The following is a 22892-nucleotide window of genomic DNA, read 5'->3' on the forward strand; positions in this document are numbered from 1 at the left end:
GTCACGGAGGATTTGGCGGAGGTGGGTTTGGTGGCGGAGGTGGTGGTTTTGGCGGCGGTGGCGCATCGGGGCGATGGTGAATGGTTATTCAGCGCATCATTAAGCATTTAATTACTGGCAGCATGGCAGTCAAGACTGCCTTCCCTGCACATTCGCTGCATGCCATTGAGCAGGCAATTCGTGAAGCCGAGGCCAAACATGCCGGACAAGTTCGCTTTGCAGTTGAAGCATCGCTCGATTTCGCTGCTCTCTGGCGCAACCAGACTGCAAGTGAGCGGGCTATTGATATATTTTCTCAATTGAGAGTGTGGGACACCGAGCACAATAATGGAGTGTTGATTTATTTGCTGCTCGCCGATCGTGACGTGGAAATTGTCGCTGACCGTGGCATACACACGAAGCTTGGAAAGGCTGGCTGGGAAGAAATTTGTCTTGAAATGGAATCGGCATTTCAGCTGGGCAACTTTGAAGCTGGAGTAATTAAGGGCATTCATTCTGTAAGTAGCCATTTACAGCAGTATTTCCCGAAAAAATCTACCTCAGTGAATGAGCTGCCAGATAAACCAGTGCTACTATAATCAGAAGATAAGCATGCATTGCTACAAGTGACTGCTGTTTTTTTCAATTTCTAAGGCATGTACTGCGCTTATCATCCCTAATATTTCCATCAGCAAATCGTTTAGCGCCGCTTCGCTACGTGGGGCTCGGTGTCCAGTCTTTCGGTTCGCTGAAATTAATCTGCTGAATTTCAGCTTATAGGCAGACCGATGCTCGCGCTACTATATCTGTGTGGGTGATCGTCAGAGCGAGTTTGATTAGTTACCATTGTTCAACAGGTTTGGTTCACAAGCTATTTATTTAGGGCAGGTTAAAAATTGTAAACAAATGTATCAAATGATTGTTTCATAATTAGCTGAGTGGTAGAATTTTTTCGTAGTCGCTGTTAGGTGTGTGTTGCTGTCGTAATATTTAAACTTACCGTGTGGCCTGTTCCACTGTTTCTAATACAAAGGAGAACCAAATGCTGAAACAAAATATCATTGCCGGATTATTGTTGGTCAGTTTGCCATTTGCTGCCCATGCTGCAGATTCTTATACTATCGATTCTCAACATACCTTCGCACATTTCAGTGTCAGTCATTTGGGTTTTTCCACTATGCAAGGTCGTTTCGATAAAAGTAGCGGCAACATAACTTTAAATCGTGCTGCAAAGAGTGGCTCGATAGATGTCACCATTGAAGCGGCTTCACTTACCACTGGTTATGAAAAGCGCGATGCCCATCTACGTTCACCGGATTTCTTTAATGTCGCCGAATTTCCCACGCTTACCTATAAATCAAATGCAGTAACATTCAAGGGTGATACGCCTGTCAGTGTAGAAGGTAATCTGACTCTGCTCGGTGTAACAAAACCGGTAAAGCTCACCATTCTTTCCTTCAAGTGCGGCAATCACCCGATGAATAAAAAAGAGTTATGTGGCGCGGATGCTGCCGCACAGATTAAACGCTCAGATTTCGGCATGAAATTTGGTCTGCCTAACGTGGGGGATGATATAAAGATGGTGTTTGAAGTGGAAGCGTATAAAAACTAGTCTTTAAATTTGTACATGCTACAGAGAAGAAATGGTGAAAAGGATGTATCACAAAAATAAAGCACACTTCTAAGATGCCGGCTTCAGTCAGCCTTCGCCTCAAGGGGCGGAGAATTGAACCTGGAGAGATTAAAACAATTATGGGCACCTCTACAAATCCAGTTTTCGTCACAATTCAGCGTTGAGAGTAAAAAATTTTCGCATACATATCAGATATATGCTGCGCTTAAATTTTTTACTCTCGCCTTGTCTTGTCTAGAAACTTGAATTTTTAGAGGTGCCCTTATTCCTGTTCTGTTTAAAGCTATTCGCCCGACAGCAGCTGCTATAAATGTCAACGGTTCATCGTGATATCGCGTTGGGATAAGATCGCTAACGAAAAAAGGAGTCTCAAATGAAACGTTTTTTATTTTCAGCGGTGCTCATCATTATTGCTGCTCCAGTATTAGCTGCTAATGTCGGAATGTCGATTAGTCTTGGCCAGCCCGGTTTTTATGGTCAAATCGATATTGGCAACTATCCAACACCTCAGTTAATCTATCGAGCACCTATCATAGTTCAACCAGTGCCTATGGGTATGGCGGTTCAACCGATGTATCTGCGCGTACCCCCAAATCACCGAAAAAACTGGCGCCAGCACTGCCGAAGATATGGTGCCTGTGGACAGCCAGTCTACTTCGTTCGGAGTGATTGGTATAACAATGTTTATGTTCCTAGCTATCGTGCTCACCGTCACTCCCACGGCAATGGGAGAGGTGTCCAAAACAGGAACTATTATAGGAACGATGGTGGTAATTATGGCGGTCATGGCAGAAACAATGGTGGTGTCCATGACAGGAGGAACTAAGTCGCCCTGAAGAAACTTCCGTAAATATAAAGAGCACCTCGAAAACCCCTTTTTTGAAGCTCTTTTGATAAAATTCACCTGTCTGAACTCGAGTCCTACCAATGCCGATGAAACTCCGTAGAGCGATCAAGCGATCAAGAAAGACCTGTTTGCCGCCGACCAGAGGCGGGAGAAGATAGACCGTCTGGGCGATCCGCTCCTGGCATTTGAAGAGCATGTCGATTTTGTTGCGCTAGCAAAAGAAGTGGATCGGCTAGCGCCTAGGCCGGAGAGCTTGCAAGGTGGTCGCCCACCGTTCCCTACCGAGACGATGGTGCGCATTTTGTTTCTGAAGCGGTGCAACAACCTCTCGGATGAACAGATGGGCGGCAAACTGATTCGCACTATCGGTCAGGCACGGGCGAATTTGCCATGACCATGATAGCGGCCAGCTACAACCTCAAGCGTCTGACTTATCTGAAGCGGGCTGGAATTGAGGCCTTCTGACGTTCGCAATTGTTAGCGCCAAATAGAAATGTCCGCTAGTTGGGGGGCACTTCCCCAAGCCTTGTAGCCGTGTCAAGGGCGGGCTTTAGCACGGCGAAGCGAACCCTTTACTCGGCGCAAAGGCTATATGCTACCGAGTGGTTGTAAGTGCAGCACTTCCGCGCTTACAACCATGAAGACAGAGCTTTTTTTGACAAATAGCGGACATTTCTACTTTGGAGAAAGCGGACATTTTCACTTAGCGCTAACAGGGTAGACGCCAATTAACAACCAGCTATTCTGCTGAGTACTTGCGGGACAAGGGGTTCAAATTCCAAGTGTCTCTCTGGCATTAAGCTTTTACCCAAACTGATTATCTGGTTGTAGTCTCGTGATTCAAAATTGCCTCCTTTATTGCCTCAATTGTAAAAAACTCAAATGGATTGGCTATGCCCCACAGGTGCAATAGATAAGGTGGTGTTGCTGACAGAAATTCCATTTAAGGGCGCCTCTAAAAATTCAATTTTCTAGACAAGACAAGGCGCGAGTAAAAAATTTGAGCGCGGCATATATTTGATATGTAAGCGATAATTTTTTTCTCGTAACGCAGTATTGTGACGAAAATTGGATTTTTAGAGGTGCCCTTAAGTGGTGGTGACAATAATATTTGATTAGTTCTCAGACTTTCAGGACTATTGGATTTATTTCTACTGCGGAGGACGTTGATTTCCGCTCATTTCATATAGAGCCGCTATCTATCTGCATCTGCTGGTTCTGGCAAGATCAATGCTCAATTGACGTTCGTTACTGATGGGCACCTCTAAAGTGAAATTCTAGGCCATGATCAGCGCTGGGGTATAATTGCGCCATTTTTTTCGCCACATTCCCTATGAACGTTTTTTACGAAGAAGACGGCGCTTTCAAGGTCGGCTCGATACTTATTGACAACACAACTTCGCTGCAAGTAGAAAGCACGCACGGTAAACGTAGTAAGATCAAAGCAGCCAACGTGCTGTTACGTTTTACCCAACCGGGGCTGATTGAATTTATGACGCAGGCGGAAGGCATCGCAGCAGACATAGACGTGGAATTTTTGTGGGAGTGCAGCTCACCGGAAGATTTCGACTTTAGTGAGTTGGCCAGTGAGTATTTTGGCCACGTGCCCAATCCAACCGAAGCGGCGGGTACCTTGATTCGCCTGCATTCCTCGCCAATGCACTTTTACAAAAAAGGCAAAGGCCGCTACAAGGCTGCACCACCCGATGCCCTTAAATCGGCGCTAGCCAGCGCTGAAAAAAAACGTCTGCAAGCTGCCTTGCAAGCGCGTTACACCAACGAGCTGATCGCTTTCACCTTACCACCTGAATTTACAGACAAGTTATCACATCTGCTGTACAAACCGGATCGCAACACCATCGAGGTAAAAGCACTGGAGGCCGCCTGCGCTGCAATTCACTTATCGGCCGCTCACTTGCTGCAGCGCTGTGGAGCAATTCCTTCCACGTATGCTTATCATTTGCAACGCTTCTTGTTTGAAAATTTCCCGCATGGAACTGATTTTTCAGAGGTCAATCTGACTGTCTGGTCCGACTTGCCACTTGCAGAGGATACTGCATTTAGCATCGACGATGCGACCACCACAGAAATCGACGATGCCTTTTCGGTTAGAGAGCTTGCCAATGGCAATTGGCGTATCGGTGTACACATAGCGGCCCCTTCATTGGGCATAGTACCCGGATCTACAGGTGACGACATCGCGATGCAGCGCATGTCCACGGTATATCTGCCAGGAGACAAGATCACCATGTTACCAGACAGCGTGGTGCAGACATTTACCCTTAGTGCCGACAAGGTTTGCCCGTCGCTCTCCATGTATATCGAAGTCGATGCCGAAACCTTGGCCGTGCTCGGCACGGAAAGCCGCATTGAGCGCATTCATATCGCCGCCAACCTGCGCCATGATACGCTGGAACCGTTATTTAACGAGGATACACTGGCAGCTGGCAAGCAGGATTTTCTCTTTGCGGCAGAGCTCACGCTTTTATGGAATTTAGCGAAAAAGCTGGAAGCAACGCGCGGCAAATCTACCGAAAATAGTATCCAGCAGGTGGATTACAATTTTCACGTGGAAAATGATCGCGTCAGCATCAGTACTCGGCAACGTGGGTCACCCATTGACAAGGTGGTGTCAGAGCTGATGATTTTCGTTAACTCGGAATGGGGCAAGTTGCTTGCAACTCACGACGTTGCGGGCATTTACCGCACGCAAAGCAATGGCAAGGTAAAGATGAGTACCGTGCCGGCGCCACATCAAGGGTTGGGCGTGGCACAGTATATGTGGTCAAGTTCACCGCTGCGCCGCTACATAGACTTAGTCAACCAGCGCCAGCTTATCAGCCTGTTGCGAGAAGAACCACCCGCCTACACTAAAAATGACACAGCACTGTTCGCTATTTTGCGCGATTTCGAGGTTGCCTACGCACTTTACAACGAATTCCAACGCAATATGGAACGCTACTGGTGTTTACGCTGGTTGGTACAAGAAAATATTCAACAGGCCGAAGCGCTGGTGTTACGCGAAAACCTGGTAAAGCTCGTGCATATCCCGCTGATTTGCCGCGTTCCATCATTACCGGAATTATCGCCTAACACGCGTGTAATCCTGGAAATAGACGAAATTGACCTACTCGACCTGAATTTCAATGCTCGCTTTATATCCTCGGTAGCGGAGGAGGCCACCGCTTGCTAGTACTGTTCAAACAGCCAATCGCAATTGCCTTAGCATTCTCGCTCGTGCTGCATGCTTTCATGCTGTTTGGCATTGGCTTCGTCTTGCCCGACCCACGCAAAGTTACTAATTTCATGCAACCGCTGCAAGTGGTACTGGTAAACAGTAAATCAAAATCACGCCCTGTTAAGGCAGATGCCTTGGCGCAACACAACCTTGACGGCGGTGGTAATACACCTGAAAATCGCCGCGCAAAAAGTCCTATGCCTGCATTGAACGATGACAAACAATTCACACCTGAGCAATCCGCACAACGCGTGCAGCAGCTCGAGCAAGGGGTCAAACTGCTTCTGGCGCAGGCGGCCAGAAGCACTCACAGCGTACCGCAACTAAAAACCCAAGGACAAGAAGAACAACAACAAAAGGCCAGTGATAGTGCGAATAACTTGGACATAGTGCAACGCAGGCTGGAGATCGCGCGTCTGGAAGCACAGATCAGCAAGAATTTTGATGCTTATCAAAAATTGCCACGGCGGAAATTTATTGGTGCACGCACCCAAGAATACCGCTTCGCACAATACATTGAAGACTGGCGCATCAAAGTAGAACGCATAGGAAACATGAACTATCCCCAAGCCGCGCGTCAGAAAAATATTTACGGCAAACTGCAACTCAGCGTTTCCATCCGTGCAGACGGCAGCTTGGAAAACGTGGAGGTGAGTCGCTCATCCCGACAGCCCATTTTGGACGCAGCGGCACGGCGTATCGTAAAACTGGCTGCGCCTTTCTCCCCACTTCCGCCAGGCATCCGCAAAGACACTGACATTCTTACTATCACGCGCACTTGGACATTTACCTCAGCCGACACTCTGCAAAGTGAATGACAGACCTCCTTTAAAATATAATTTCAAGTTTCCGCTTCGCGATGTCCTTGCCTGCCCTCTGGCTTATATTGCAAAATCGATATAGCCGAAAAATTTTCATTAACCAAAAATAAGAAAATTACCAGCGGATTCAAGTTCGAAGTGCAACACTTTGCCAATTAATGACAGGTGTCGGATGCTGCGCTTGGCAAGACACCGCACTTGTGGTCACATTCTACTATCCATGAACATGGATAACTTTGTTGAGCAGGGTTATCGCACGTTGTACATTCACGTAGATGTGTACGTTTGAGTTTTAGCGGTTTGCACCAGACCAAGCAATCTACCAGACAGATAGCGGCTAAATATTATCCTGTTGGCGTGCGTAACCAATTATGCCGGTCAATAAACGTACCAGTGTATAGCTAATGCGCATCAAAAAATGCATCCATACACCGCGCTCGCGCCACGCAGAAGGAGAAACCAGCTTTGCGCTGTGTGCAATCTCTTGCAGCAAATCTGCACGCAATGATTCAGCAAACCCTGCATCGCGAATTACCAGGTTAGCCTCGCGCGCCAACCATAGACTGAATGGATCTATATTGGATGAACCTACGGTTGCCCAATAGCCATCTACCACTGCCACCTTGGCGTGCATAAAACTTGCGTGGTACTCGTGAATTTCCATGCCTGCTCGCAGTAACTCGTCATAAAGCGCACGTGTAGCAAAGTGCTGCAGGCGGTATTCCATCTGTCCTTGCAACAGCAACACAATTCGCACTCCGCGCTTTGCCGCATCTAACAAAGCATGGCGGAAACGCTGTCCAGGCAGAAAATAGGCGTTGGCGATGATAATTTCTCGCCGCGCACTGGCAATAGCTTTGAGATAAGCGTGTTCAATGGCGCGGCGATGACGCAAGTTATCGCGCAACACGAATGCCACTTTGTGTTGCTCGGTATTCTTGTACGCAGTCAGCAGTTTTACGCGTTCGCGTTGCCGCCGAAAATTTATCCACGATACCAGCGTCCACAAACGCCGCATTACGAAGTGAATTTGCTCTGTTGTTGCTCCCAGTATCTCAACCGAGTAATCCAAACGCGGCGCTATAATCTGACCACCTGGCACATCATTAATAATATTGATGCCGCTTACAAAGGCGATACGCTCATCTACCAGCGCCAGTTTGCGGTGCAAACGGCGCAGACGGTGGCGGCGCAAGCTGAAGCGCGCGATTTCCGGACGATACCACAACACCTCTACACCCGCCCCACGCAGCTCGTTCACCCACTCATCCGGCAATTCGGCCGAGCCGAAACCATCCAGCAGCAAACGCGCCATCACGCCACGCTTGGCCGCGCGCTGCAATGCCTGCGAGATCTGACGACCGCAGGTGTCGGCGGCATATATATATGTCTCCAGATAAACCGTGCGGGTCGCGGCGTCTATCGCTTTAACCAGACGCGGAAAATATTCCTCACCGTTGCGCAACAGAGTCAGAATATGGCCATCAACCAGATGCGTACTACTCATAGTGTGAGAGTAGTGGACAGCGCAACATGGTCAGAAATTTTTCTCCACGCATGCACCTCACAGCCCAGAACCTCCAACCCGCGCACATAAATGCGATCCATACACAACAATGGTATGCCCGCAGGAAAACTGCGTGCCGGCCGGCCAAGATTTGCCTCAAATACCTCATGCAATTGCAATTCATGTGCTAACAGACGGCTGGCATTGTTACGCCAGTCATTGAAATCACCCGCGACAATAAGTCGCGCATCCTCCGGTACCATTTGCTTGATGCGCTCAATCAGCGCATTTAATTGCACTCTGCGGCCGCGTTTGAATAAACCGAAATGTACACAAATGCAATGCAGTGGCTGGTTGACTCCCCTCTGATCGGTTGTTGGCAGGTCAATTACACAATGTAGCAGGCCTCGACTCTCGAAGCGATGCGCGGAGATATCCAGATTATCCCACTCCACAATTGAGTGACGACTTAAGAGGGCATTTCCGTGATGCCCGCCTATATATACGGAGTTCTTTCCATATGCATGATGCGGCCATATCTGGTCAGCCAGAAACTCATGTTGCGGTGAAGTGGAGAAGCCATGAAGATGCCGACCATCGCGGCTGTTCTCGCCCTGCACTTCCTGCAGGAATACGATGTCGGCGTTGAGCTCGCGCAAGCGCTCTCGCAATTCGTGCAGCACAATGCGCTGGTTGAAATGAGACAAACCCTTGTGAATGTTATAGGTGACGATGTTCAGTGTGGTCATAAGTGCTTCATCAATACCGCATCAGCAGACCACATATCATTACAATATACGCAATGAGCTTGTTGTTAGCTGCAACCATCCGTCAAGCGTTACCTATGCCTCGAGTTGGAAGGTCGATTTGACGCGCGAAATTCAGCATACGTTCGATAGATACCTTGGCATGACGGCCGATTTCCGGATCAACATAGATCTCATTTTTCCCTCTTTCCAACACTTCAACGAGATTTAACAACCCGTTCATCGCCATCCACGGACAGTGATTACAGCTAGTGCAAGTCGCGCCCTCTCCAGCCGTAGGTGCTTCGAGAAACACCTTATCAGGCGATAAAGTTTTCATCCTGTGCAGGATACCGTTATCGGTCGCAACAATAAATTTGTTCGTAGTCAAACTCTGCGTTGCCTTAATGAGCTGCGTGGTGGAACCCACCACATCAGCAAGCTGGATGATTGCCGAAGGGGATTCAGGATGCACTAGCACCTTGGCATCCGGGTGTTGTACCTTGAGTTCAGCCAACTCCTTGGCCTTGAACTCGTCATGCACCACACAGGTGCCTTGCCACAACAACATGTCGGCACCACTTTGTTGCTGAATATAATTGCCAAGATGGCGATCCGGTGCCCACAATATTTTCTGCCCCTGTTCCTTAAGATGTTTAACGATAGGCAACGCGATAGAGCTGGTTACCACCCAGTCGGCGCGTGCCTTCACCGCCGCACTGGTATTGGCATATACCACCACGGTGCGATCCGGATGTGCATCGCAGAAGGCAGTAAACTCGTCCACCGGACAACCAAGGTCAAGCGAACAGTTGGCATCCAGATCAGGCATTAACACTCGCTTTTCCGGGTTGAGGATTTTCGCTGTTTCACCCATGAAACGCACCCCCGCCACCGCTAACGTTTGCGCCGGATGCTGATGGCCGAAATTGGCCATATCAAGGGAGTCAGATACACAGCCACCTGTGGCATCGGCCAAGTCCTGCAAGTCCGGATGCACGTAATAATGCGCCACCAGTACCGCATCCTGTTCTTTTAACAATCGTTTGATGCGCTCGATCAGCATAGCTTTTTCACCGGGCTCCGGTTCACGCGGCTTCTTCGCCCAAGCTGTCGAAGTGGCACAACCGGGATGCTCGTAGGCAATCGATATCATGCCATCCTGCTTTTCAACTTCCTTCATTTGAAAATCTTTCGTTCACTATGTATGGACGGTTTCAGCCCTCAGCTTTTTGAGGCAACTGCAAAATCGCTTCTCGGTTGCTTGGCGAAAACACCAGCCCCGCAGCTTCCTGCCAAGGCAACCATTGATAGCTGAGATGTTCCCGTGGTGATAATTGGACAGGAAGCACGCGGGGTAATTCCAATCCAAATACATGCTCAGTGTTGTGCCTAGTACCGGGCGCATAGCGATGCTGCCAGTTGGCATAAATTTCATAGATATTTTTGGCTTGCCAGTCCACCAAAGTATAGTGATTGGCATCCAAGCCAGTCTCCTCGAACACTTCACGCACAGCTGTCTCGCACAAAGACTCACCTTCATCCTGGCTGCCGGTAACTGATTGCCAAAAGCCTGGGTGGTCAGCGCGTTCCAGAAGCAACACTTCAAAATCCGAGGTATAAATCACCACTAATACCGAAATTGGTAATTTATATTGCATAGATAGCGCTAGCAGAAAAAAACCCAGAATGGTTTATCTTGCGATTTCCAGAAAGCTATCGTCTCAACAAAAATTTCCATAACAATATTGTGATCCTCGGCAGTCATCCCGAGTGTGCCATTATCGTTACGCAACAGCAGCACATAACCGAAAGCGGGTTGCCAAGAAAAATCACTCAATGTATCGGCCAGCGCATCCCAATTGCTTCCAAACCAATCCGGCGCATGGACTACTTGAGCGATGGCAGCGATAAAAGTCTCCTTGCCCTCTATCTCAGCCAAATCAATCTCGAACAAGACGTAACCTGCCCCAGCTACTGCTGCATACAACTCGTCCAAGCGACAATTCAGTCGGTATGCACCTGCCTCTTTCACATCTTTTAAGCATAGCGACAAGTTATCCATATTATTCAATGATGCGCCGAAAAGTCCGGTAATGGTCTGCGCTGTAATAACACTCAACAGGTTGGCCACAGACAATGCGCCGTGCGCCACGATTACGCACTCCAGGCGTTTTTACCGTATACTCATGGTAATAGCCTCGCTCGCGCTTGGGTAAGCGTTTTTCGAAATTACTGAATATCATACCGTCACGTGCATATAAAAATGGGCCACCCTGCTTAATGAGATGCAGGGTTTCACGCCCTTCCAGCGGTAACGCAGACGCAGCAATAACAGGCATGTCACGGTCATTAGATGACCCCAATGCATAAGCATAAGTTTGTATTGAAACCAGTGCCAGTACTATTGCAAACAAGAAAAATAAAGAATGCAGGATGAACCGTGCACTAACCATGCTCATCTTATTAGTCTCCACTACATGTCCATGCAGCATGCTAAATTCATTCCTGCTATCTCTCAATATTGCGATATAGAACGCACATGCAGGTGTTTTTTACAAATTTTAAGCACATTACACTGCCACTCTATTCCTTCGTCACTTCCACCGTCGTTTGCACTTTCTGACGTAAACGAATATGCAGCTCGTTTAGTTGTTTTTCGTCAACAGCACTAGGCGCTTGTGTTAACAAACACTGCGCGCGCTGGGTCTTGGGGAAAGCAATCACGTCACGGATCGATTCCGAACCGCTCATTAGCGTAACGATGCGATCCAGGCCGAAGGCCAATCCGCCATGCGGTGGCGCGCCATATTGCAATGCATCGAGCAGGAAGCCAAATTTCAATTGCGCCTCTTCTGCACCGATGTTGAGCGCGCGGAATACTAATGACTGAGTTTCTTCCTTATGAATACGCACCGAGCCGCCGCCGAGTTCCCAACCATTCAAGACAATGTCGTATGCTTTCGCTAGGCAACGTCCGGGTTCGCTTTCCAACAGGTGAAGGTGCTCGTCCTTGGGTGCAGTGAAAGGGTGATGGCAGGCATCCCAACGTTTGGCCTCATCATCGTATTCAAACATGGGAAAATCAACCACCCATAGCGGGGTCCAGGCTGCGCCACTGACATATTTTTTTTCATGGCCAATCTTGGTACGTAACGCGCCTAACGCGTCATTTACCACCTTGGCTTTGTCCGCTCCGAAGAAAATCAAGTCGCCATTCTGTGCACCAGTGCGAGCTATGATATCTTTTAGCGCGTCTTCATTCAGGTTCTTCACAATAGGCGATTGCAGACCAGATTCGTTCAACTGAGTCACGTCATTGACTTTAATATAGGCCAAGCCGCGTGCACCGTAGATACCAACGAATTTGGTGTACTCATCTATTTCGCCGCGCGTAAATGAGCCACCACCCGGCACACGCAAGGCTGCTACGCGCCCGTTAGCTTGATTGGCAGGAGCAGAAAACACCTTAAATGCAACACCTTTTACCGCATCAGTGACATCGGTAATTTCCAGTGTCACTCTCAAATCGGGCTTGTCTGAACCGAAACGCGCCATCGCCTCAGCGTGAGAAATACGCGGAAACGGATTGGGCAAAACGGTACCCAACACCTCTTTGAATACGGTACGAAGCATTTCCTCCATCAGCATCATAATCTGCTCTTCACTCAGGAATGATGTCTCAACGTCCACTTGAGTAAATTCCGGTTGGCGATCTGCGCGCAAATCTTCGTCGCGGAAACATTTAGTAATTTGATAGTAACGGTCGAAACCTGCCACCATGAGCAGCTGCTTGAATAGCTGCGGCGATTGCGGTAACGCAAAAAACTCGCCTGCATGAACGCGCGATGGCACCAGATAGTCGCGCGCACCTTCCGGTGTGGATTTGGTCAGCATCGGCGTTTCGATATCGATGAAACCCTTTACATCCAGGAAACGACGGAACGCCATTGCTGTCTTGTAACGCAGCATCAAATTTTTCTGCATCTGCGGACGCCTTAGGTCAATCACGCGGTGTGTCAGCCGCACGTTTTCCGACAGATTTTCGTCATCCAATTGGAACGGCGGCGTGAGCGCGGCATTCAGCACTTCGATTTCATGGCATAGAATTTCGATCTCGCCACTACCAAGGTTGCTGTTGGAACTGCCTTCCGGGCGACGGCGCACGCGACCGCTGATACACAGTACAAATTCGCTGCGCACCGATTCAGCAATTTTGAACATGTCAGCACGGTCCGGGCCACATACCACTTGTGCCAGCCCCTCGCGGTCACGAAGATCAATAAAAATCACCCCGCCGTGGTCACGGCGACGGTGTGCCCAGCCACACAAAGTAACAACTTGGCCAAGATTTGAAACGTTAAGGTGTCCGCAGTAATGAGTTCGCATATTTTTAATAAGTTAATCTAATCAATCGGGAGGTACATCATGTTGTGGCGGGTAATAGATCACGGGGGTGGCCACTACGCCCATTGAAACAATGGATTTCAGAGCCATATCCACGCTAATATTAATTTCGAGGGTATCAGCACGGCGCACGTAGAAATAAAACCCATTTACAGGGCTGGGAGCAGTGGGAATAAATACCCCCACATACTCATCTTTAAGTTGTTGCGCTACCTCACCCGGAATAGTGGTCTGGAATGCCAACGACCATGCCTCGGGGTGCGGAAAGCGCACCAGCAGTACCTTACGAAAAGCAAGTCCATTACTGGATAATAGCGTATCGCTAACCTGTTTCACGCTGTGGTAAATACTACTTACCACAGGAATGCGGCGTAGCAGACCTTCCCAGTAGCGCAATAAACGCTGTCCGAGAACATTGTGCACCAGCAAACCGGTACCGAGCACAATCACCACGGTGAGAATTACGCCCAAACCGGGAATGTGAATACCGAGGAGTTTATCTGGATACCAATTCACTGGCAGTAGCAGCAGGCTCTGGTCTAGCGTGCTAATCGTCAGATCCAGAACCCAGATGGTAATGCCAAGTGGAACCCACACCAATAGTCCGGTGAGCAAATACTTTTTCACCCGTTGCCACCCGCAGTCGGCGTAACAGGATTAACGGCTTTAGCAGCTGGCTCCGCTTTAGTTTCGGGCTTGCTGCCCGAATTCTTAAAATCCGTAGCGTACCAGCCACTTCCTTTGAGTTGAAAGCCAGCAGCTGAAAGTTGCTTGCTGAATGTAGGTTTGCCACATGTAGCACATACGGTCAACGGCGCATCGCTGATCTTTTGCAAGACATCTTTTTGCGCACCACAACTGCTGCAACGATATTCGTAAATAGGCATGGCCTCCTCCTATGGATTCAAAAAGGCGTGCATTATACCGCAGCATTACGCCAGATGCCTGAGTCCAACCCATCCAATGTCCACTCTCCAATCCGGTAACGGATCAAGCGCAAGGTAGGGTAACCAACCGCAGCTGTCATGCGGCGTACCTGACGATTTTTACCCTCGCGAATAATCATTTCCAGCCAACTGGTTGGTTTATTTTTACGCTCGCGGATCGGAGGAATTCGCCGCCATAAATTTACCGGCTCTTCCATCAGCCTTGCCATAGCAGGTAACGTAACAAAATCAGGCAGCTTTACCCCATTCCGTAATTGCGCTAGTGCCATCTCGCTTGGCTTACCTTCTACTTGCACCCAATAAGTTTTGGCTAGCTTGTAAAGTGGATCGGTAATGTGGTGCTGCAACAAACCGTCATCAGTGAGCAACAGCAAGCCTTCACTATCAGCATCCAGCCGTCCCGCTGGATAGAAGTCGGGAACCGCGATATAATCTGCCAGCGTTGGATGCAAGCCGTCACGGCTAAACTGACAGATCACACCATAAGGTTTGTTGAACAACAGGATGCGGCTCATCCGATATTCCCACTCACTAAATCGATCCATATTACCCCAAGCTTTTCATCGGGGATGAGAAAATACATGACCCAACACATCAAAATACCGTCTCAAGGCCAGAAAATTACCGTCAACAATGACCTCACACTGAATGTACCAGATCAACCCATTATTCCTTTTATTGAAGGTGACGGTATAGGCGTGGATATCACCCCTGTCATGCGACGCGTGGTGGATGAAGCGGTCACCAAGGCTTACCATGGTAAACGCCAAGTTGCATGGATGGAAGTATATGCGGGCGAAAAAGCGGTAACTGTCTATGGTAACGATACGTGGCTGCCGGATGAGACGGTAGAAGCAGTGCGCGACTATGTTGTGTCTATTAAAGGCCCGCTGACTACTCCTACTTCCGGTGGCATGCGCTCGCTCAATGTGGCGTTGCGCCAAATTCTTGACCTATATCTATGCCTGCGCCCAATTCGCTGGTTCAAGGGCGTTCCTACTCCTGTGACAGCACCAGAAAAAGTAGATATGGTGATCTTCAGAGAAAACACAGAAGATATTTATGCGGGGATCGAATGGGAATCAGGTTCACCAGAAGCTAAAAAAATAATCCATTTTTTACAAAATGAAATGGGTGTGACGAAAATCCGTTTCCCAGAAACCTCTGCTATCGGCATCAAACCGGTATCTATCGAAGGCAGTGAACGTTTAATTCGTCGCGCCATCCAGTACGCTATAGATCATAAGCGCAAGTCTGTCACCCTGGTGCATAAGGGCAACATCATGAAGTTCACGGAAGGCGGCTTCAAAAAATGGGGCTACGAACTCGCCAAGCGAGAGTTCGGTGGGGTAGACATTGACGGTGGGCCATGGCTAAAACTGCCTGAAAAATATGGAAGCGGAGGCATTATCATTAAAGATGTAATTGCTGATGCTTTTTTACAACAAATTTTGTTGCGTCCTGAAGAGTCTGACGTTATCGCCACCTTGAATCTCAACGGCGACTATATATCTGATGCTCTGGCAGCAGAGGTTGGTGGGATTGGTATCGCGCCGGGTGCCAATTTGTCGGATAGTATTGCCATGTTTGAAGCCACCCACGGCACCGCACCGAAATATGCTGGCAAAGATTACGTCAATCCTGGTTCATTGATACTCTCAGCTGAAATGATGCTGCGACATATTGGTTGGCCGGAAGCCGCCGATCTAATTATCAAGGGCATGAACGGGGCAATCGCCGCCAAGACCGTCACCTATGATTTCGCACGGCTGACCCAAGGATCACAACAAATATCGTGCTCTGCATTTGGCGAAGCAATCGTTAAAAACATGTAACTATAATAGTGGGGCGCCTCTAAAAATTCAAATTACTAGCAGCCTGTCGGACTTGGAGAGTCATCGCGAAAATTTGCCGAGTGAGAGTAGATTTTGACAATTTTTAGAGATGCCCGGCTAGCTGGCTGGGCGTGATCAAGAGCTTATCTTTGGCGGTTACCCTCTAATATAAATCAGCTGAGAACGGTGTTTTTAACTGCAAGGCTCTAGAATAAAGTGCATTCTTTCGTTTCATCCGTTGACCTAGACTCATCTTTTTCGTCCGCATATCTGATGCGTGGACGTCAATATTATCTTGAGAACAGAATCACGGCGCTAAATATCAGCCCAAATGGCGACTTGGTTACCGCACTTGTCGCAGGTTCAAATAAAAATCACTATCAAGTCAATATCCTTTTGCATGCGCAGCTGGGAGGTCATGTCTTTGTCAACGGGGAGTGCAGTTGCCCGGTAGGCTACAACTGTAAGCATGTTGTAGCAACGCTGATCAAGGCTCAAGCTGAATCCCCGCTTGAGGTTCCTGCGCCATCTGAGAAACCATCGCCAAATGTTATGGGCTTGCCCGATGAAATTTCTATCTGGCTAAATGACATGTCGCGCGCAGTCATACCGACACTAGGCCGCGATTATTTACCACTAAACGTGTCGCAGCGTTTACTGTACGTCTTAACATTAGGTGAGAGTAAGCCAGAGAAAGTGGATGTAACATTTTTCACTGTCCGATTGCTCAAGGCTGGTGGGTTTGGCAAAAAAACGCTTCATAGTTCCATAGCCAACCTCGTTACCGGCGCGGCACCACACTATTTTACCGAGCGGGACCAGGAAATCGTCACTGCATTAAACTTGATACGTGCGACGGGCGGCTATTTAGCTGGTGCACAGGGTGCTCGGTGGATGTCAGAAATGATCACCACCGGCAGGTGTTTCTGGGAAACATCTGATTCCATACCTCTGTCTCTTGGTGAAAAATGCGTCACGCAGCCTGTTTGGACCATAGACACACAGGGAAATCAGCGGCTACAGGTTGAAACAACACCGCCATCACAGGTGCTACCGTTTTCCCCCCCTTGGTATATCAATGAAATCGAATTGGTCTGCGGCGAATTGGATATCGGCCTGCCCGACGAAATTGCTTACGCTCTGCTTACTGCACCAGCAATTCCATCGGCACTGGCTGACCAAGTCGGCAAGGAATTGATAAAAAATCTACCCGGTGTAAAGGTTCAGCTGCCACAGGTTCTGCGAGAAAAAAAGGTAAGTGATCGACACCCTGTTCCATATTTACGTTTTTATACAGTAGGTTTAAATCCGCCGCCTTTTTTGGGCTCTTTCCATTTTAAAGATGACTTCGACGATGAGCCTAAAACTCTCGACTTGGTGCGCCTTGAATTCGACTACGGTGGCGTGCGAATTGACGCTATGTCAGCCGAGAAGTCAATAGCACAGCGTAGTGGTGATGAACTGTTGCGCATCGACCGCGATACCATCGCCGAAGAAAATTATTCCGGCGAACTCGCCAGTTTAGGGTTTTTCTTTGTTGATCTGTCGATTTTTTCCGAATTACATAAAAAACACAATGGTTCTTTAATTCTGGGCGGGGATGACAAAGAGTGGATCAACTTTTGCCTAGTCAACCTACCCGATTTGCGAGCCTCTGGCTGGCAGATCGAAATGGAGCCAAGCTTCAATTTTCGTTTCGCAGAGATTGAAGGCTGGACCGCAACTGTCAACGAGGATGGTGGTAACAATGACTGGTTCAGCATCGAGCTGGGTATTCAGGTAGACGGACTGCCCGTCAACTTACTACCCGTCTTGCTGGATTTGATTCGCCAGTTCCCAGAACAAATGAGCACGCAGGCACTAGCGCAGCTTAGCGCTGAAGATGTGCCGCTCGTAGCCCGCCTTGCTGATGGCCGCTTGGTGACGTTACCGATTTCCCGCATACAAAATATCCTGTCAGTAATGGTGGAGCTGTTTGATAAGGACACAGTGCATAATGTGCAGCGAATCGAGTTATCTGCGGTTCAGGCGGGGCGCCTGGCAGAGCTAGACGATGTTGCGGGTTTGCGCTGGCTGGGCGGTGAGCGTTTACGTGAACTAGGACGCAAACTGCGCGACTTTCATGGGATTCAGCTGATTGCGCCACCAGCTGGCTTGAAGACCAATTTGCGGGGCTATCAACAAGAAGGGCTTAACTGGCTGCAATTTTTGCGCGAATATGAACTGGCTGGCATTCTAGCTGATGACATGGGGTTAGGTAAAACCGTGCAGGCTTTAGCCCATCTTCTAGTAGAAAAAGAATCCGGGCGCATGAACTGCCCTAGCCTGGTGGTCGCACCCACCAGCCTGATGTTTAACTGGCTGCGGGAAACAGAGCGTTTTGCACCGGATTTACGCGTATTGGTATTGCAGGGACAATTGCGTAAACAACATTTCGAAGCTATCGGGGCTTATGACTTGGTGCTCACCACCTATCCCTTGCTACCACGCGACAAAGAGGTATTGATTGGGCAAGAATTTCATTTGCTAATCCTTGATGAAGCCCATATTATTAAAAATCCTAAGTCGCAAGCCACTCAAATTGTTCATCAAATCAAAGCGCGCCACAGGCTAGCACTCACTGGCACACCCTTAGAAAATCACCTTGGCGAATTGTGGTCGCTATTTCATTTTCTCCTGCCAGGATTATTGGGCAATGACAAAAATTTTCGCAAGCTGTTCCGCACACCCATTGAAAAGCAAGGTGACAATACCCGTCGCGCGGTGCTTTCACGCCGTATTGCTCCATTCCTGCTACGCCGAACTAAAGCACAGGTAGCCAAAGAGTTACCACTCAAAACAGAAATTATTCGCTCCTGCGAACTATCCGGCGCTCAGCGCGACTTATACGAAACTATCCGGGTAGCTATGCATGAAAAAATACGTCTGGAAATCGATAAGAAGGGCATGAATCGCAGTCATATTATTATTCTTGATGCGCTGCTTAAATTGCGTCAAATCTGTTGCGATCCCCGTCTGCTTAAATTGCCTGCTGCTAAGCAGGTAACACATTCAGCAAAGCTGGAGCTCCTTATGTCCTTGCTGCCAGATATGGTCGAAGAAGGACGGAGTATCCTGTTGTTCTCTCAATTTACCTCTATGTTGGCATTGATAGAATTGGAGCTTGTCAAATTTAATTTACCCTTTGTCAAACTTACCGGAGATACCCGCGATCGCGCCACACCAGTAAAACGTTTTCAGAGTGGAGAAGTCCCCATTTTCCTGATTAGTCTCAAAGCGGGCGGTGTTGGGCTGAATCTTACCGCAGCCGATACTGTAATTCATTACGATCCATGGTGGAACCCTGCGGTAGAGAATCAGGCCACTGACCGCGCTCATCGCATAGGCCAGGAAAACCCGGTTTTTGTATATAAGCTAATAACTGAGAGCACAGTAGAAGAAAAAATTATTGCAATGCAAGGGAAAAAACGTGACTTGGCGCAAAGCATTCTGAATGATAACGGAGAGGCTATTGCTCCTCTATCTACAGAAGAATTGGCAATGCTATTCGAACCGTTGCAAACAATATAGACTCGGCCACCGAATAGATTGATTATATCTCCCGGATCTTTGGCCTTCATGGGTATGATGAACGCACGCTTTGATGGATGAGTGAGGTATACGTGGGCGAAGATTCGTTCTAGCGTTAATCAAAGATCGCTCAACTTCTGTAACCTCACCATAAACAAATGCTATATGACAAAACAGATTTAAAAAAGCCCGCTTAAGCGGGCTTTTTTATTTATCCAGAAGCTAACTTAAGGTGCCTGAATATTCGCAGCTTGTTTACCTTTAGGGCCTTGAACAATATCAAAAGTAACTTGCTGTCCTTCTTTAAGAGACTTAAAGCCACTCATAGTAATTGCGGAAAAATGCGCAAATAAATCTTCGCTACCATCATCCGGAGTAATAAAACCATATCCTTTTGCGTCATTGAACCATTTTACGGTACCGTTTGCCATGTCTTACTTCCTTAACTAAAAAACCGGGTGGATCCCCGTTAAACTGTTTGAATTCAAAGAGCGTACATGGCAAAACCAGTACTGTAGGTAAATTGCATTCAAACACCCATGCGCTTTTTACTCTTGTTTGAGCGATTTCGTCAAGACTTATGCACTATATTTTCAGAAGCACTTGAAAAAACCTCATGAATCATCGAACATACCGCTATACATAAATCTAACAACAATAACTATGGCAACGAAATATGAAAACACATCCTTACTGAAACCAGAACGGAGCAAGATAAAGCCACCCAAACTATATAAGGTACTGCTGTTTAACGATGAATTCACAACGATGGATTTTGTCATTGAAGTGTTGCAAACATTTTTTTCGATGAACCGTGAACAGGCCGTCCAATTGATGCTCAAAGTTCATAATGAAGGATTAGCAATATGCGGAGTCTATACTAAAGATATCGCAGAAACGAAGGTGGCACAGGTATCGGCATTTGCCAAACAGCACGGACATCCGCTACGATGCGAATTAGAGGAAACATAAATTATGATCGCGCAAGAACTTGAAATCAGCCTACACTTGGCTTTCGTTGAAGCACGCCAGAAACGCTTCCAATTTATCACGGTGGAGCACCTACTACTTGCCATGCTGAATAATTCGTCAGCGGCACATGTATTGCGCGCCTGCGGGGCAGATATTGAAGAGTTGCGCGCAGTACTAACCGACTTTATTACTACTCATACACCGGTAGCACCCGGTAACAGCGAAGTAGACACACAGCCCACTGTTGGCTTCCAGCGAGTCATCCAACGCGCCATCTTACACGTGCAGTCTTCTAACAAAAAAGAAGTTTCCGGCGCCAACATTCTGGTTGCCCTGTTTAGCGAAAAAGATTCTCATGCCGTGTTTTTCCTGAATCAACGTGCTATCACTCGGCTGGATGTAGCGAACTATATCGCACATGGAATCGACAAAACGGATCAATCAGGTACCCAGAAATCATCTGACTCCGAAATAGATCAAGAATCGAACCAGAAGAGCGCCCTGTGCGACTTTACTCTTGATCTCAACGCCCAAGCTTTGGCTGGCAAAATCGACCCACTAATTGGACGCGAAACCGAGCTGACGCGAGTTATTCAAACCTTGTGCCGTCGCCGCAAGAACAATCCACTACTCGTCGGTGAAGCTGGTGTCGGCAAGACGGCTATCGCCGAAGGCTTGGCACGCCGGATCAATGAAAACAACGTGCCAGAAATTCTCAAAAACGCTCATATATATGCATTAGATATGGGCGCACTACTGGCCGGCACTAAGTATCGCGGCGACTTTGAGCAACGCTTGAAAGCTGTACTCAAAGAGTTAGCCGATGAGCCTCATGCCATTCTGTTTATCGACGAAATACATACATTGATAGGCGCTGGCGCAGCTTCGGGCGGCACCATGGATGCTTCCAGCTTACTCAAGCCTGCACTTTCAAATGGCACACTTAAATGCATAGGCGCCACTACCTATCAAGAGTATCGTGGCATTTTCGAGAAAGATCATGCCCTATCGCGCCGTTTCCAAAAAGTAGATGTACCAGAACCCTCAGTTGAGCAGACCATTGAGATTCTAAAAGGGTTAAAGTCTCGCTTCGAAGCTCATCACGGCATCAAATACAGCGCTGCTGCACTTACCAGCGCAGCCGAGCTTTCATCGCGTTTCATCAATGACAGACATCTTCCTGACAAAGCAATTGACGTGATAGATGAAGCCGGTGCAGCTCAACGCATACTGCCAAAATCAAAGCAAAAAAAACTTATCGGCAAGCATGAAATCGAGGAAATCATAGCTAAGATTGCGCGCGTACCCTCGCGAACTGTTTCTTCCGATGATCGCAATCTGTTGAAAACACTGGATCGCGACCTCAAATCCGTTGTGTTCGGCCAGAATGCCGCTATTGACGTGCTGACACGCGCCATAAAAATGTCCCGGAGTGGCTTGGGCAATCCACAAAAACCCATTGGCAGCTTTTTATTTTCTGGCCCTACCGGTGTGGGTAAAACCGAAGTAGCCCGTCAACTTGCCTTTGCAATGGGCATGCCGCTACACCGCTTTGACATGTCTGAATATATGGAACGTCATGCCGTATCGCGCCTTATTGGTGCACCACCTGGCTATGTCGGTTTTGATCAGGGCGGCCTACTCACCGAAGCAATCAACAAGCAACCTCATTGTGTGTTACTACTAGACGAAATTGAGAAGGCACACCCGGACATTTTTAATATTCTGTTGCAAGTGATGGATCACGGCACGCTCACTGACAACAACGGGCGCAAGGCGGATTTCCGTAACGTGGTGATTATTATGACCACCAATGCGGGCGCCGATGCGTTAAGTAAGGTACAAATAGGTTTCACCAAGAGCGGAATGAGCGGTGACGAAGCGGCCGAAATCAAGCGGCTTTTCACCCCGGAATTCCGTAATCGATTAGATGCCACTATTTCATTCTCCGCGCTTGATAAAGAAGTTATTTTACTCGTAGTAGACAAATTCCTGATGCAGCTCGAAGAACAACTACACGAGAAAAAAGTTGAAGTTATCTTCACCGACGTGCTCAAAGACTACCTAGCGAAGACTGGCTTTGACCCACACATGGGAGCACGCCCTATGGCGCGTTTAATCCAAGACACTATACGTAGCGCGCTAGCTGACGAATTATTGTTCGGTAAACTATCCAACGGTGGCAAAGTGATTGTCACCGTAGATAAGGACGAGAAGGTACAACTGGAATTTACGGAAGAAGTTGCCGTTGCCTAATTTTCATTACCTTAATCACCTTGATAATTCATTAACTCGCCAAGCAACCTCATATTAGTTTGGTTATATATAAAACATTTTGGTAACTACTCACCCCATCCCTCAAGAGCCTTACCCGCCAAAGCGATTTGAAT

The 22892-nt window shown here is 48.0% G+C and carries 20 protein-coding genes and 1 pseudogene; 10 read left to right on the forward strand and 11 right to left on the reverse strand.

Annotated features, from left to right (window positions below; all coding sequences use genetic code 11):
* Positions 1 to 80: 80 nt before the first annotated feature.
* The 6 genes and pseudogenes from MJ769_RS00670 (at position 81) to MJ769_RS00695 (ending at position 6515) form a co-directional block, all read left to right on the forward strand.
* Entirely contained in the window at positions 81 to 578 is a 498-nt protein-coding gene (locus MJ769_RS00670) for a TPM domain-containing protein (protein ID WP_239233920.1), read from the forward strand.
* Positions 579 to 1021: 443 nt separating this feature from the next.
* A complete protein-coding gene (locus tag MJ769_RS00675; protein WP_239233921.1) occupies positions 1022 to 1591 on the forward strand; it encodes a YceI family protein in 570 nt (189 codons plus the stop codon).
* A 394-nt stretch (positions 1592 to 1985) separates the two neighbouring features.
* Complete coding sequence (locus MJ769_RS00680) at positions 1986 to 2438, forward strand: hypothetical protein (protein ID WP_239233922.1); 453 nt, start codon at positions 1986 to 1988, stop codon at positions 2436 to 2438.
* A gap of 133 nt (positions 2439 to 2571) precedes the next feature.
* A pseudogene (locus MJ769_RS00685) lies at positions 2572 to 2838 on the forward strand (transposase); the annotation flags it as partial.
* A 954-nt stretch (positions 2839 to 3792) separates the two neighbouring features.
* A complete protein-coding gene (locus MJ769_RS00690) occupies positions 3793 to 5652 on the forward strand; it encodes a ribonuclease catalytic domain-containing protein (RefSeq protein ID WP_239233923.1) in 1860 nt (619 codons plus the stop codon).
* Positions 5646 to 6515 carry an energy transducer TonB gene (locus MJ769_RS00695; protein ID WP_239233924.1) on the forward strand — a complete coding sequence of 290 codons (870 nt, stop codon included), beginning with the start codon at positions 5646 to 5648 and terminating at the stop codon, positions 6513 to 6515. The genes MJ769_RS00690 and MJ769_RS00695 overlap by 7 nt, the downstream gene beginning before the upstream one ends.
* A gap of 340 nt (positions 6516 to 6855) precedes the next feature.
* Here MJ769_RS00695 and clsB read toward each other — a convergent pair whose 3' ends face one another.
* The 10 genes from clsB to MJ769_RS00745 all read right to left on the reverse strand — a co-directional run bounded on the left by clsB (position 6856) and on the right by MJ769_RS00745 (position 14640).
* Positions 6856 to 8025, reverse strand: coding sequence for a cardiolipin synthase ClsB (gene clsB, locus MJ769_RS00700; RefSeq protein ID WP_239233925.1), 1170 nt, complete (start codon positions 8023 to 8025; stop codon positions 6856 to 6858).
* Positions 8022 to 8774: an endonuclease/exonuclease/phosphatase family protein gene (locus MJ769_RS00705; protein ID WP_239233926.1), complete on the reverse strand. Its 753-nt coding sequence runs from the start codon at positions 8772 to 8774 to the stop codon at positions 8022 to 8024. Before MJ769_RS00705 ends, clsB begins: the two co-directional genes overlap by 4 nt.
* Positions 8775 to 8856: 82 nt before the next feature.
* A complete protein-coding gene (nadA, locus tag MJ769_RS00710; RefSeq protein WP_239233927.1) occupies positions 8857 to 9954 on the reverse strand; it encodes a quinolinate synthase NadA in 1098 nt (365 codons plus the stop codon).
* Positions 9955 to 9988: 34 nt separating this feature from the next.
* The gene (gene nudB, locus MJ769_RS00715; protein WP_239233928.1) at positions 9989 to 10432 is read right to left on the reverse strand and encodes a dihydroneopterin triphosphate diphosphatase; all 444 of its coding nucleotides are present in this window, start codon (positions 10430 to 10432) and stop codon (positions 9989 to 9991) included.
* A gap of 8 nt (positions 10433 to 10440) precedes the next feature.
* Positions 10441 to 10926, reverse strand: coding sequence for a barstar family protein (locus tag MJ769_RS00720; protein ID WP_239233929.1), 486 nt, complete (start codon positions 10924 to 10926; stop codon positions 10441 to 10443).
* On the reverse strand, positions 10838 to 11233 hold the full coding sequence (locus tag MJ769_RS00725; protein ID WP_239233930.1) for a ribonuclease domain-containing protein: 396 nt from the start codon (positions 11231 to 11233) through the stop codon (positions 10838 to 10840). The genes MJ769_RS00720 and MJ769_RS00725 overlap by 89 nt, the downstream gene beginning before the upstream one ends.
* A 124-nt stretch (positions 11234 to 11357) precedes the next feature.
* Entirely contained in the window at positions 11358 to 13160 is a 1803-nt protein-coding gene (gene aspS, locus MJ769_RS00730; protein ID WP_239233931.1) for an aspartate--tRNA ligase, read from the reverse strand.
* A gap of 21 nt (positions 13161 to 13181) precedes the next feature.
* Positions 13182 to 13805, reverse strand: coding sequence for a DUF502 domain-containing protein (locus MJ769_RS00735; RefSeq protein WP_239233932.1), 624 nt, complete (start codon positions 13803 to 13805; stop codon positions 13182 to 13184).
* Complete coding sequence (locus MJ769_RS00740) at positions 13802 to 14065, reverse strand: FmdB family zinc ribbon protein (RefSeq protein WP_239233933.1); 264 nt, start codon at positions 14063 to 14065, stop codon at positions 13802 to 13804. Before MJ769_RS00740 ends, MJ769_RS00735 begins: the two co-directional genes overlap by 4 nt.
* 32 nt (positions 14066 to 14097) lie before the next feature.
* Positions 14098 to 14640 (reverse strand): pseudouridine synthase, encoded by a 543-nt coding sequence (locus MJ769_RS00745; RefSeq protein ID WP_239233939.1) that lies wholly within the window; start codon positions 14638 to 14640, stop codon positions 14098 to 14100.
* Between the two features lie 66 nt (positions 14641 to 14706).
* Between MJ769_RS00745 and icd the strand changes: the two genes are divergently transcribed.
* Together icd and MJ769_RS00755 are read left to right on the forward strand one after the other, a co-directional pair.
* Positions 14707 to 15960, forward strand: coding sequence for an NADP-dependent isocitrate dehydrogenase (gene icd, locus MJ769_RS00750; RefSeq protein WP_239233934.1), 1254 nt, complete (start codon positions 14707 to 14709; stop codon positions 15958 to 15960).
* A gap of 273 nt (positions 15961 to 16233) precedes the next feature.
* Complete coding sequence (locus MJ769_RS00755; protein ID WP_239233935.1) at positions 16234 to 19530, forward strand: DEAD/DEAH box helicase; 3297 nt, start codon at positions 16234 to 16236, stop codon at positions 19528 to 19530.
* 227 nt (positions 19531 to 19757) lie between these two features.
* On the opposite strand, the gene MJ769_RS00760 is transcribed toward MJ769_RS00755, so the two are convergent.
* Complete coding sequence (locus MJ769_RS00760) at positions 19758 to 19961, reverse strand: cold-shock protein (RefSeq protein WP_239233936.1); 204 nt, start codon at positions 19959 to 19961, stop codon at positions 19758 to 19760.
* A 232-nt stretch (positions 19962 to 20193) separates the two neighbouring features.
* Here MJ769_RS00760 and clpS point away from each other — a divergent pair, with 232 nt between their 5' ends.
* Together clpS and clpA are read left to right on the forward strand one after the other, a co-directional pair.
* The gene (clpS, locus tag MJ769_RS00765; RefSeq protein ID WP_239233937.1) at positions 20194 to 20502 is read left to right on the forward strand and encodes an ATP-dependent Clp protease adapter ClpS; all 309 of its coding nucleotides are present in this window, start codon (positions 20194 to 20196) and stop codon (positions 20500 to 20502) included.
* Between the two features lie 3 nt (positions 20503 to 20505).
* Positions 20506 to 22758 carry an ATP-dependent Clp protease ATP-binding subunit ClpA gene (gene clpA / locus MJ769_RS00770; protein WP_239233938.1) on the forward strand — a complete coding sequence of 751 codons (2253 nt, stop codon included), beginning with the start codon at positions 20506 to 20508 and terminating at the stop codon, positions 22756 to 22758.
* Positions 22759 to 22892 lie beyond the last annotated feature (134 nt).

It is taken from the genome of Candidatus Nitrotoga sp. BS (assembly GCF_927797785.1).
Classification (GTDB): Bacteria; Pseudomonadota; Gammaproteobacteria; order Burkholderiales; family Gallionellaceae; genus Nitrotoga.